Source organism: Burkholderiaceae bacterium DAT-1 (genome assembly GCA_019084025.1).
In the GTDB taxonomy this organism is placed as follows: domain Bacteria; phylum Pseudomonadota; class Gammaproteobacteria; order Burkholderiales; family Chitinimonadaceae; genus DAT-1.
The window spans coordinates 433,798-446,563 of the sequence record JAHRBI010000003.1; the positions used below are offsets into that span (position 1 = coordinate 433,798).

Consider the following 12,766-nt stretch of genomic DNA (forward strand, 5'->3'; position numbering starts at 1 on the left):
CTTTTAATTGATGGATCTGCAATGAAGTATGCTTTTACTGCGCTGGTTGGGATGCTATCTGCCGCGCTGCTGGCCGGATGTGGCCGTTCTGATGCGCCTGTGACACCAGAACAGCCTCGCCTGAGCGCCGAGGCCGAGCTGGGCAAAATCCTGTTTTTCGATACGCTGCTGTCCGCCTCGGGCAAGCTGGCGTGCGCAAGCTGCCACGATCCGGCGCATGCCTATGGTCCCCCGGATGGGGCGTCGGTCCGACTCGGTGGTGAGGCGATGAATCTGATGGGTGGGCGTGCGGTGCCTTCACTGCGCTACAAGCAATACACCCCGCTGTTTTCCCTGCATGCCTATCTGCCCAAGGGCGGTGAGATGGAAGATGCCGGCCCGGCCGGGGGCTTTACGCAGGATGGACGAGCGGCGACGCTGGCCGATCAGGCGGCGATTCCCCTGCTTGATTCAAAGGAAATGGCCAATGCCTCGCCAGAGGCAGTGATAGAACGGCTGCGTGCCTCGCCTAGCGCTGGCGTGTTCAAAAAGGTGCATGGCGATCAATCGCTAGATGATGTCGCCACAGCATTCACGCAGCTGACCCATGCGCTGCAAGTGTTCCAGCTGGAAGACCAGAGTTTTCATCCCTACAGCAGTAAATATGATCGTGTACTGAACAAGGCTGCTGTGCTGACCGAGGCCGAAGGTCGCGGCATGAAGCTGTTTTTCGACCCGAATAAGGGGAATTGCGCTGATTGCCATACCGCTGTGACCGGTCCGGGCGGACGTCATCCCGATTTCACCAATTTCGCTTTTAATGCGCTGGGTGTGCCACGCAATGCAGCCATTCCGGCCAATCAGGACGCAGCGTACTTTGATATGGGCTTATGCGGTCCGATGCGGCAGGATCAATGGGTGAAGGATCGGCCCGATCTGTGTGGCATGTTCAAAACCCCAACCTTGCGCAATGTCGCCGCACGCGGAGTGTTCTTTCATAACGGTGCGTTGCATTCGCTCGATGATGTACTGGCATTTTACGCCACGCGCGATACGGACCCTGATCGCTGGTATCCGCGCAAGGCGGGTAAGGTCGATCGCTTTAATGATCTGCCTGCCAGCCTGCGCAAACATGTCGACACCCACACTCCGCCATTTGACCGCCAGCAGGGCGATCGTCCGGTGTTGGATACACAGGAAATCGCGGATCTGAAGGCGTTTATCGAGACGCTGGTGGATGCGGATGTACGTGCTGTTAGCCCCCCAGCGACGTCACCAGCCCGACCCGTGCATTAAGTTGCCTGCCATGAAGCTGCATCAGGCTGCGCTCGGCGCTGAGTCGCGCAGTCTGGGCGGTAACCACATTGAGATAGCTGACTGTGCCAACCTTGTACTGATTCATGACAATGGTTGCGGTCTTGCGGGCGGCGTCCACGGCGGATTGCTGCTGGCGGATTTCCTCATCCAGCTTGCGTAGTGCCACCAGATTATCTTCAACTTCGCGGAAGGCATTCAGCACGGTGGATTTGTAGCTGGCGACACCGGCGTCGTAGGCAGCCCGTGCGGCGGCGGTTTGTGCCTTGCGATTGCCACCATCAAACAGTGCCTCTGCCAGCTGCGGCCCGAATGACCAGATGCGATTCGGTGCGCTGATCAGATGGCTGAAGGTGGATGCGCTATAACCAGTGCTTGCACCCAGCGTCAGGCTGGGGAACCAGGCGGCTTTGCTAACACCGATTTGTGCATTCAGGCTGGCGACCTTGCGTTCGGCTGCAGCGATATCAGGGCGGCGCTCCAGCAAGGTGGACGGGATGCCCACGGTGGGGATGGCTGCACTGTTGGTCAGTTCCCCTGCCTGCAAAGCAAATGCAGCAGGTGTCTTCCCGACCAGCACGGCCAGCGCATGGCGCAATTGGGCGCGGGTGATGTCGATATCGGACAAGGCAGCACGGGTGCTGTCGAGCTGGGTGCGCGCCTGTAGCACATCGACCTCGGTCACGGTGCCAACCTTGAACTGATTCTGGGTGAGCTTCAGGGCGCGTTCGTATTCGCTGACGGCGTCCTGTAGCAGGGCAGCCTGCTTGTCAGCCACGCGGGTACTGAAATAGGTTTGCGCCAGGGTGGCTTGCGTACTGAGTCGGGTGGCGGCGAGTGTGGATGCACTTGCGTCGGCGAGCGCTTGACCGGACTCGCTGCTGCGGCGCACCTTGCCCCACAAATCGGGTGCCCAGCTGGCCTGTAGTTGCAGGCTATCTGTCGTGCTGACTGCGGCGGCGGGGTTGCTCTTGCCGCGCTGCTCGCCTGCTGATATCCCGATGGTTGGCCAGAAGGCGGCGCGGGCACCGTCCAGCGCAGCCTGTGCCTGCCGGTACCCTGCTTCTGCGGCTTCGATGGATGGATTGTGCTGGTTGAGCTGATCCATCAGCTGATTCAGCGTGGCGTCGTTGAAGGCACTCCACCATGTTCCACGTGGAACGGCGTCGGATGGATTGGCGGGCAGCCAGTCGCCTGCTTCGCTATAGGCCGCAGGGGTCTCAATTGCCGGGCGCGTGTAATCTGGCCCGGCAGCACAGGCGGCCAGCAAGACTGACAGCGCGATCACAGACAGTTTGATTGGCTGGGTGGCAGTCGATTTCATAGAGAATGTCCGTTTTCTGGCAAGGCAGGCTGTGTTGTGTGAGCTGCTTGCTTGAGGATACGGGTTCGCCACCAGTGGCTGAACCGGTCTAGATAGAGGTAGACCACAGGCGTGGTGTACAGTGTCAGGATCTGGCTGAGGATCAGGCCGCCCACAATGGCGATACCCAGCGGCTGGCGCAGTTCGGCGCCGTTGCCGGTGCCGATTGCCATGGGCACCGCGCCGAGTGCGGCTGCCAGTGTGGTCATCATGATGGGGCGAAAGCGCAGCAGGCAGGCCTTAAAGATGGCATCTCTGGTCGACAGGCCTTCGGTGCGTTCAGCTTCCAGCGCAAAGTCGATCATCATGATGGCGTTTTTCTTGACGATGCCGATCAGCAGCAATACGCCAATCATCGCGATGATATTGAATTCGTGATCACACAAGATAAGTGCAGCCACTGCCCCTACGCCTGCCGAGGGTAAAGTGGACAGAATCGTGATCGGGTGGATATAGCTCTCGTACAGGATGCCCAGTACCAGATACACCGCCACAATCGCCGCCAGCACCAGTAAAGGCATGGAGGCCAGTGAATCCTGAAACGCCTTGGCCGTGCCCTGGAATGACCCGCGTACGGTAGACGGTGGATTCAGCGTGCGCATGGCTTCGTCGATGGCCGCTGCCGCCTGTGACATCGACACCCCCGGTGGCAAGCCATAGGAAATGGTGGTAGCCGCAAACTGTCCCTGATGATTCACCGCCAGTGCCGTCTTGGTGGGTTCCCAGCGGGCAATGGCCGAGAGCGGGATCTGCTTGCCAGCCGCATTGATCAGAGTGATATCGCGTAGCCCTTCCGGGCTTTGCCAGAACGCAGGCGCGGCTTCCATGACCACATGGTACTGATTAAGCGGATTGTAGATGGTCGATACCTGCCGCTGCCCGAACGCATTGTTGAGCACAGCATCAATCTGCGCCATGGTCAGCCCCAAGCGGCCAATCTGGTCGCGGTCGACCACCAGCGTGGTCTGTTCACCTTTTTCCTGCTGGTCGGTATTCACATCGGTCAGTAGTTTTACGCCTTGCAGCGCCTTGAGAATCTTAGGCGACCATTCGCGCAGCTCGGCCAGACTATCGGCCTGAATCGTGAACTGGTAGGCAGCATTGGACTGGCGTCCGCCCAGACGGATATCCTGAACCGGTTGCAGGAATAGCTGTGCGCCGGGGACATGAGTCAGCTTTTTGCGCAGCCGGTTCACAATCTCTTCGGCACTCGCTTTGCGCACTTCAATCGGCTTTAGCGACACAAACATCTGCCCGCCATTGCGTTGCCCGCCGCCGGTGAAGCCGACCACCGTTTCCACGGCCGGATCAGATTTCACAATGCGCATGAGGGTAGACAACTTCTCCGACATCGCCTGAAAGCTGATGCTCTGATCGGCCTGAATAAAGCCGGCAATGCGGCCGGTATCCTGCGTCGGGAAGAAGCCTTTCGGCACCAGCCCGTACAGATAGACATTCAGGCCGATGGTGGCCGCGAGGATCACCAGCATCACGCGGCTATGCGCCAGTGCCCAGCTCAGCGAGCGCTGGTAGCCGGACAAAAGCCAGTCGAATCCGCGCTCCGACCATCTGAACAGTCGTCCATGTGACTCGCCGGGTGGCGCGGCCTTGATCATGCGCGCGCACATCATGGGTGTCAGGGTCAGCGACACCACCAGCGAGATCAGGATGGCCACGCTGAGGGTGACGGCAAATTCGCGGAACATGCGCCCGAGGAAGCCACCCATGCCCAGGATCGGAATAAAGACTGCGATCAGGGAAATGCTCATCGACAGCACGGTAAAGCCGACTTCCCGTGCGCCGCGCAGCGCTGCCTGAAACGGCTTCATGCCGCTTTCTACATGGCGCATGATGTTTTCCATCACCACGATGGCATCATCCACCACAAAGCCGGTGGCGATGGTCAGCGCCATCAGCGATAGATTATTCAGGCTGAATCCGGCCAGATACATGATGCCGAAGGTGGCCACCAGTGATACGGGGACGGCAATTGTGGGAATGGCGGTGGCGCGCAGATTGCGTAGAAACAGAAACACCACCAGCGTCACCAGTGCCACCGAAATCACCAGCGTGCGCTCCACATCGCGCAGCGAAGCGCGGATGGTGGGCGAGCGATCCATCGGTACATTCAGGTCGATGGCGGCTGGAATGGAGGCGCGCAGCTGCGGCAACATGGCATAGACGCGATCGACCGTGGCAATGATATTGGCGCCCGGCTGACGGAACATCATGACCAGCACCGCAGGTTCGCCGTCCTTCATGCCGGTATTGCGCAGGTCTTCGATGGAATCCTCTACTGTTGCCACGTCCTGCAGGCGGATCGCGGCGCCATTTTTATAGCTGATAATCAGCGGCAGATAGTCCGCCGCCTTGCGTGCCTGATCATTGGCCTGAATCTGCCAGCGATGCGTATCCGCGTCCACGAATCCCTTGGGGCGATTGGCATTAAATGAGGCAATCGCTGTACGCACGGTTTCCATGCCGATGCCGTAGTGCGACAGCTGGCGCGGATTGAGCTCCACGCGTACGCCGGGCAAGGAGCTACCGCCCACAATCACACTGCCGATGCCTTCAATCTGCGCCAGCTTTTGCGCCAGAATGGTGGAGGCTGCATCGTAGCGCTGTCCCTGTGTCATGGTTTTCGACGTCAGCGACAGAATCATGATGGGCGAATCAGCCGGATTTACCTTGCGATAGTTCGGATTGCTCGGCATGCCGGTGGGCAACATGGCGCGGGCGGCGTTGATGGCCGATTGCACATCGCGCGCTGCACCATTGATGTCGCGGCTGATATCGAATTGCAGGGTGATATTGGTTGAGCCCAGCGAGCTTTGCGAGCTCATCTCGGTAATGCCGGCAATGCGGCCCAGCGAGCGCTCCAGCGGCGTGGCCACCGTGGTGGCCATCGTCTCCGGCGAGGCACCGGGCAATCGGGCGCTGACATTAATCGTGGGTGCATCCACCTGCGGCAGGGGCGCCACCGGCATCAGCATGAAGGCCAGCGCGCCGGCCAGCACTGCTCCGGCTGTGAGCAGCGTCGTGGCGACCGGCCGCTTGATGAAGGTTGTGGAAAAGCTCATGCTGCCTCACCTGCCTGACCGGACTTGAGGCGCTGTGCCAGTCGCACAAAGGCCAGATAAATCACCGGCGTGGTGTACAGGGTCAGCACCTGCGACACCATCAGGCCACCGACCATGGTGATGCCCAGCGGATGGCGAAGTTCGCTGCCCGAGCCTGTGCCCAGCATCAGCGGCAACGCACCCAGCAAGGCCGCCATCGTGGTCATCAGAATCGGGCGGAAGCGCAGTAGGCAGGCCTGATAGATCGCCTCGTCCGGCGTCATGCCGTGATCGCGTTCGGCTTCCAGCGCAAAGTCGATCATCATGATGGCGTTCTTCTTTACGATGCCGATCAGCAGCACAATCCCGATAATTGCAATCACCGAGAGATCGCTGCCCGCAAGCGACAGCGCCAGCAGCGCACCCACACCCGCCGATGGCAAGGTCGACAGAATCGTCACCGGATGAATATAGCTCTCATAGAGCACGCCCAGCACGATATACATCGTTACCACGGCCGCCAGAATCAGCCACAGCTGGTTCGATAGTGATGCCCGGAAGGCCGATGCTGCACCCTGAAAGGTGGTCTGGATAGATGCAGGCACGCCGATTTCCTGCTCGGCGGCTTCAATGGCGGCCACCGCTTCGCCGAGTGAAACCCCTTGTGCCAGATTGAAAGAGAAGTTGGCTGAAGGGAACTGTCCCTGATGGCTGATCGCCAGCTGTGCAGGCTTTTCCACAATACGGGCGATGCTGCCCAGCGGCACCTGCGCGCCACCGGTGCCGGTCACATACAGCTGATTCAAGGCGGACGGACCATTCTTGAAGTCATTGCCTGTTTCCAGCACTACGCGATACTGATTGGATTGCGTGAAAATGGTGGAAATCAGCCGCTGGCCGTATGCCGAATAGAGGGCGTTGTCGATGGCGGCCAAAGTGATTCCGTGGCGTGATGCCGATTCGCGGTCGATATCGACATAGGCCTGCAATCCCTTGTCCTGCAGATCACTGGCGACGTCTGCCAATTGCGGCTTGCTGCGTAGCACCTGCAGCAGTTTGGCGTTCCAGGTGCTCAGTTCTTCCGGGCTGGCAGTCTGGATGGTGAACTGATACTGGGTGCGACTGACGCGGTCTTCAATAGTCAGATCCTGTACTGGCTGCATATAGAGCGTGATGCCGGGCACGCTGGCCTGCGCGGTTTGCAGGCGGCGAATGACCACTGTGGCATGCTCGCTGCGATGCTCGAAGGGCTTCAGATTGATCATGATGCGGCCGCTATTGAGCGTGCTGTTTACCCCGTCCACACCGATAAAGGACGATAGGCTTTCCACTGCCGGATCCTGCAGGATGACCTTTTGCAGCGCGGTCTGGCGTTCGGCCATGGCGGCAAAGGAGATCGACTGGTCGGCCTCGGAAATCCCCTGAATCATCCCGGTATCCTGCACCGGAAAAAATCCTTTGGGGATAAACACGTACAGCACACCCGTCAGTACCAGCGTACCAAGCGCCACCATCAGGGTGGTGCGCTGATGACGCAAGACCACTTGCAAGGTACGGCCATATGCAGCGATCACGCGGTCGAAGAAAGCACCGACACTGTGATAGAAGCGGCCTTGCTGTGCTTCCGGCACATGCTTGAGCAACTTCGCGCACATCATCGGCGTCAGCGTCAGCGACACCACGGCGGAAATCAGGATCGACACTGCCAGCGTAATGGCAAATTCGCGGAACAGGCGACCCACCACATCCGGCATGAACAAGAGCGGAATCAGCACTGCAATCAGCGAAAAGGTCAGCGAGATGATGGTGAAGCCGATCTGCTTGGAACCCTTCAGTGCAGCCTCCAGCGGACTGTCGCCTTCTTCGATGTAACGCGCGATGTTCTCGATCATCACAATCGCGTCATCCACCACAAAGCCGGTAGCGATGGTCAGCGCCATCAGGGTGAGATTGTTGATGGAGAATCCGGCCAGATACATCACGGCGAAGGTGCCGATCAGCGATAGCGGCACTGCCACCGACGGAATAATGGTGGCGGACACATTGCGCAGGAACAGGAAGATCACCATCACCACCAGCGCCACGGCCAGCATCAGCTCGAATTGCACATCTTCGATGGAGGCGCGGATGGTGGTGGTGCGATCGGACAGCACCTGAATCTCCACTGCACCCGGCATGGTGGCGGTCAGCACCGGCATCAGCTTTTGGATACGGTTCACCACCTCAATCACATTGGCACCGGGCTGACGCTGGATGTTGACGATAATGGCGGGCGATTCATTGCTCCAGGCGGCGAGCTGGCTATTTTCAGCGCCATCCACAATCTCGGCTACGTCCGAGAGGCGAATCGGTGCACCGTTCTTGTAGGCGAGAATCAGCGAGCGATACTGGGCCGCGCTCTTGAGCTGGTCATTGGCATCCAGGGTGGACGCGCGTAACGGGCCATCAAAACTGCCTTTAGGTGTATTGACATTGGCCGCAGCAATCACCGAGCGCACATCGTCGATGTTGAGCCCATGTGCAGCCAGCTGCACCGGATTGGCCTGAATGCGTACAGCCGGACGTTGTCCACCGGATAGGGTCACCAAGCCCACGCCCGGTACCTGCGAGACCTTCTGCGCCAGTCGCGTATCGACCAGATCCTGTACCTTGGTCATCGGCAGGGTGCGCGAGGTCACGGCCAGCGTCATGATTGGCGTATCGGCCGGATTCACTTTGGAATAGATCGGCGGCGAAGGCAGATCATTGGGCAACAGATTGGCGGCGGCATTGATGGCCGCCTGAACCTGCTGTTCGGCTACATCGAGGCTGATATCCAGCCCGAACTGCAGGGTAATGACTGATGCGCCACCCGAGCTATTGGACGACATCTGCGTGAGTCCCGGCATCTGCCCGAACTGGCGCTCCAGCGGCGCAGTGATGCTGGACGTGGTGACTTCCGGGCCAGCGCCCGGATATAGGGTCACCACCTGAATGGTGGGATAATCGACCTGTGGTAGCGCTGAAATGGGCAGCAGGCGATAGGCCACCAGCCCCACCAGCATGATGGCCAGCATCAGCAGGGACGTGGCGACCGGTCGCAGGATAAACAGACGAGACGGATTCATGTGCAGTCCTGCGGGGCTTAGTGAGCGACAGCGTCGGAACGTTTACCGTGACCGTCACCGCGGCCTTCGCCCTTTTTACGTGCACCTGCCTCCGGCTTGTCGCTGGCAACTTCGACCTTGGCGCCTTCACGCAGTTTGTCGGCGCCATCGATCACCAGCTTGTCACCGGCGGCGACGCCCTGCTCGACTGCAACCACATCGCCATCGACCGGCCCCAGCGTAACCGGACGAATCGACACACTGTTATCCGCTACAATCACGTAGACAAAGGTGCCCTGATTGCCGCGCTGAATGGCTGCAACCGGCATCAAGATGGTTTTCTGGCGGGTGTCGGCCAGCAGTTTTACGTTTACAAATTGATTGGGGAACAGTACGCCTTTGTCGTTGGCAAAGGTGGCGCGCAGTTTCACCGTGCCGGTACTGGTGTCGACCTGATTATCGACCGCTGTCAGCGTGCCGGCTGCCAGCAAGGTCTTGCGATCACGATCCCATGCTTCGGCGCTCAGTTTATTGCCCTTGCGGAACGATTCGGCCACGCGGGGAATCTGTGCTTCCGGCAGGGTAAACACCACGGAAATCGGATCAACCTGTGAGATATACACCAAACCGCTTGCATCGCTGGCGCGCACCATATTGCCCGGATCGACCTGACGCAGGCCGGTGCGACCGGCTGCGGGGGCGGTGACACGGGTCCAGCTCAATTGCAGGCGGGCGGTGTCGACGAGGGCGCGATCTGCTTTCACCACACCTTCATATTGCGCGACGACGGCGGCCTGGGTATCGGCCTGCTGGCGGCTGATCGATGCTTCTTCCAGCAAGGTACGGTAGCGCGCAAGGTCATTTTTGGCATTGTTGAGCAGGGCTTCATCGCGCATCAGCTGGCCTTCCTGCTGACGGAGTGTCGCCTCGAACGGCGCTGGGTCGATCTCGGCCAGCACTTCGCCCTTGCGCACCATCTGGCCTTCCTGAAAGTTCACTTTCTGCAGCAGACCATCCACGCGTGGTTTCACCAGCATATTGGCGACGGGCGTCACCGTACCGAGTCCATCCAGAAACACATGCAGGTCGCCCTGTTTCACGATAGCCGCGCGAACGGCCTGCGGGCCACGATTGCCGCCTTTGCCACCCTTGCCGCCGGGCCCGTTCTGTTCACTGCCGGGGCCAGCATCGCCGCCCTTGTCGCGGTGGCTCATCCACCAGCCACCTCCGGCAATCAGGATCAGTAAAGCGGCAATGATCCAGGTGGTGTTGCTGCGAGTGGAAGTATCAGGTGTAGAGGTCGACATGAGTAGCGGCTTTCCGGCGGGAAATTAGTTAATACAGTAATCAGTATGCATACTGGCAGGGAAGATAGCACAGTGAGATTCGGACGATCAGAGACGGTTTCCCCCGACACATTGAATTTACACTTTGCCAAGAAATCCGCTGATTCGGGTTATTCTCGACATTTGCAGTTTACGGAACTTCACCATGGGTTTACCTGAAACAAGTTGGCATATTTATATGCTGGTGATGCTGGCTGGCGTGTATGCCGGCATCCAGAATACGCTCGCGGGCGGCGGTTCATTTATTACCTTTCCTGCATTGATGATGGCAGGTTTATCGCCGCTGTCCGCCAATATGACCTCAACCGTGGCGCTCTTTCCCGGTCAGATCACCTCGGCGCTGGCCGGTCGTTCGCTAGCTGGTGGTGCGGCCGGACTGTCTGTGCGGCAATTGACGCTGATCAGTCTGGCTGGCGGCGTGGCGGGGGCGATCCTGTTGCTTTCTACGCCAGAGCAGGTTTTCGCACGTCTGGTGCCCTGGTTGGTGCTATTCGCAACCACCGTGTTTGCCTGGGGCACGTTCCGCAAGCAATCCATTCATGCTGCAGCGCATGTCTCAACGCCGGTGATTGCTGTGGTGCAGTTCTGCATTGCCGTCTACGGCGGTTACTTCGGTGGTGGTATCGGTATTCTGATGCTGGCGGCGCTGACCATTGCAGGGATGCAGGTGCGGCAGGCTGCGGCCACTAAAAATATTCTGGCGATGGTCATGAACGCCTCGGCGGTGCTGATTTTTGCGCGCTCACCGCTGGTGGACTGGTTGCTGGTGCTGGCACTCGGCACCGGTGGTGTGATGGGGGGGCTGGCCGGTGGCTGGCTGATGCATCGGGTGCCGGAAAAGGCCTTGCGCATCTTTGTGATTGGCGTCGGGATGACCCTGACAACATGGCTATTTCTCAAATGACACGATGACTACTGCCTGTGTAACCGCCTCGTAACTGATTAATAATGACTACCGGACAGTTGTTCATTTCTTGGCGTCATGTGTCACTGTGTCCTGCGATGCAGCACAGGTATCGTCACTTTGCTTGTTGCATCTTGGCTTGCCCGCCCTCCCCTGAACCCCAACCTCGGGAGTGCCGGAAGATCAACGCCAAGGGAGCTGCATATGCTCACTATTTGCAGCTCTGTATGCTTCTTGGCGCCCGTGTGGGCGCCTTTTTTTTGCCTATTGCGATATCTCCAGTAGTGTATGTGCGCGGTTTTTCCTACAATCGCAGCAGATTGCCTTTTTCCGCCCTGATTGCATCCTGCACGCCGTGCTGGATGTCACTTTGATTGAAGCGACTGCCATGCCCGATATCGGTTCCCCCGAGTTTGTTTACTGGTTCCGCCAGGCTGCCCCCTATATCCATGCCTTCCGTGGACGCACGTTTGTGGTGGCGTTTGGGGGAGACCTGGTGCGCGATGGGCGATTTATGTCGCTGGCGCATGATCTGAATACGCTGGTGAGTCTGGGTGTGCGACTGGTGCTGGTGCATGGTGCTCGGCCGCAAATCAATCAACGCCTGGTAGATTTGGAAGTCGAACCACAATTTGAGCGTGGCGTGCGTGTCACGGATCTGGTGGCGCTGGATGCCGCGATGCAGGCGATTGGTCAGGTGCGATTCGAAATCGAAGCCTGTCTGTCGATGGGTTTGCCGAACTCACCGATGGCCAATGCCGATATCCGTGTGGCGGGTGGAAACTTTGTCGTCGCCCAGCCTATGGGCGTGCGTGAAGGTGTGGACATGGCCTATACGGGCGAAGTCCGTAAAGTGGCAGCGGCTGCTATTCGTTCACGGCTTGAGGTAGGTGAAATTGTACTGATCTCGCCGCTGGGTTACTCGCCTACTGGCGAACTGTTCAATCTGACACTGGAAGATGTCGCCACTTCGGTGGCCGTGTCGCTGAATGCCGACAAGCTGGTCTTCCTGATGGACCAGCCCGGTGTGATAGATGAAGAAGGTGAATTGCAGCCCGAACTGACGGCTGCCGAGGCTGAAGCCTGTATTCCGCCGATGTTTGATGCATCACGCGATCTGGATTTCTATCTGCCCAGCGCCATCCGTGCAGTACGTCATGGTGTAAAGCGTGCCCACCTGATTTCCCGTCATGTAAACGGTGCCCTCCTCACCGAGCTGTTTACGCATGAAGGTATGGGCACCATGATTTCCCGTGAGCCGCTGGAAACCCTGCGCCAGGCCACGATTGATGATGTGGGCGGCATCATGGCCTTGATCGAGCCACTGGAAAACGATGGTGTGCTGGTGAAGCGTGGTCGCGAATTGCTTGAACGCGAAATCGAGCGCTATGCCGTACTGGAGCACGATCGCAAGTGCGTCGGCTGCGTTGCGCTGCATCGTTTCGAAGACAGCGATATGGCAGAGCTGGCCTGTCTGGCCATTGATCCCGACTACCGCGATGGTGGCCGTGGCGAGCAGCTATTGAAATATGTGGTGCGCAAGGCGCGCAAGGAAGGTGTTCGTCGCCTCTTTGTGCTCACCACCCGTACCGCTCACTGGTTCCTCGAGCGTGGCTTCGAGCCAGCCAGTGTGGATGAGCTGCCGATGAAGCGCAAAGCGCTGTACAACTATCAGCGTCGCTCCAAGGTATTCATTAAGACGCTGTAGGCGTACC

Annotated in this window: 7 protein-coding genes; 3 read left to right on the top strand and 4 right to left on the bottom strand. The window is 58.9% G+C overall.

From position 1 onward, the window contains the following. Positions 1-51: 51 nt before the first annotated feature. A complete protein-coding gene (locus KSF73_07940) occupies positions 52-1,275 on the top strand; it encodes a cytochrome-c peroxidase (GenBank protein ID MBV1775647.1) in 1,224 nt (407 codons plus the stop codon). On the opposite strand, the gene KSF73_07945 is transcribed toward KSF73_07940, so the two are convergent. The 4 genes from KSF73_07945 to KSF73_07960 are packed head-to-tail and all read right to left on the bottom strand — an operon-like array spanning position 1,235 to position 10,108. Next, the gene (locus KSF73_07945; GenBank protein MBV1775648.1) at positions 1,235-2,617 is read right to left on the bottom strand and encodes an efflux transporter outer membrane subunit; all 1,383 of its coding nucleotides are present in this window, start codon (positions 2,615-2,617) and stop codon (positions 1,235-1,237) included. The two genes, KSF73_07940 and KSF73_07945, sit on opposite strands and share 41 nt — an antisense overlap. After that, the gene (locus KSF73_07950; protein ID MBV1775649.1) at positions 2,614-5,736 is read right to left on the bottom strand and encodes a multidrug efflux RND transporter permease subunit; all 3,123 of its coding nucleotides are present in this window, start codon (positions 5,734-5,736) and stop codon (positions 2,614-2,616) included. Before KSF73_07950 ends, KSF73_07945 begins: the two co-directional genes overlap by 4 nt. After that, the gene (locus KSF73_07955) at positions 5,733-8,822 is read right to left on the bottom strand and encodes an MdtB/MuxB family multidrug efflux RND transporter permease subunit (GenBank protein MBV1775650.1); all 3,090 of its coding nucleotides are present in this window, start codon (positions 8,820-8,822) and stop codon (positions 5,733-5,735) included. The genes KSF73_07950 and KSF73_07955 overlap by 4 nt, the downstream gene beginning before the upstream one ends. Positions 8,823-8,839: 17 nt before the next feature. Continuing rightward, entirely contained in the window at positions 8,840-10,108 is a 1,269-nt protein-coding gene (locus KSF73_07960) for an MdtA/MuxA family multidrug efflux RND transporter periplasmic adaptor subunit (GenBank protein MBV1775651.1), read from the bottom strand. A 184-nt stretch (positions 10,109-10,292) separates the two neighbouring features. Between KSF73_07960 and KSF73_07965 the strand changes: the two genes are divergently transcribed. Continuing rightward, positions 10,293-11,051 (top strand): sulfite exporter TauE/SafE family protein, encoded by a 759-nt coding sequence (locus tag KSF73_07965; protein MBV1775652.1) that lies wholly within the window; start codon positions 10,293-10,295, stop codon positions 11,049-11,051. Between the two features lie 388 nt (positions 11,052-11,439). Further along, complete coding sequence (gene argA / locus KSF73_07970; GenBank protein ID MBV1775653.1) at positions 11,440-12,759, top strand: amino-acid N-acetyltransferase; 1,320 nt, start codon at positions 11,440-11,442, stop codon at positions 12,757-12,759. Positions 12,760-12,766: the final 7 nt, after the last annotated feature.

Coding starts and splice junctions, on each gene's coding strand:
- KSF73_07940 (MBV1775647.1), top strand. CDS start 52: ATGCTATCTGCCGCGCTGCTGGCCGGATGTGGCCGTTCTGATGCGCCT.
- KSF73_07945 (MBV1775648.1), bottom strand. CDS start 2,617: ATGAAATCGACTGCCACCCAGCCAATCAAACTGTCTGTGATCGCGCTG.
- KSF73_07950 (MBV1775649.1), bottom strand. CDS start 5,736: ATGAGCTTTTCCACAACCTTCATCAAGCGGCCGGTCGCCACGACGCTG.
- KSF73_07955 (MBV1775650.1), bottom strand. CDS start 8,822: ATGAATCCGTCTCGTCTGTTTATCCTGCGACCGGTCGCCACGTCCCTG.
- KSF73_07960 (MBV1775651.1), bottom strand. CDS start 10,108: ATGTCGACCTCTACACCTGATACTTCCACTCGCAGCAACACCACCTGG.
- KSF73_07965 (MBV1775652.1), top strand. CDS start 10,293: ATGGGTTTACCTGAAACAAGTTGGCATATTTATATGCTGGTGATGCTG.
- argA (MBV1775653.1), top strand. CDS start 11,440: ATGCCCGATATCGGTTCCCCCGAGTTTGTTTACTGGTTCCGCCAGGCT.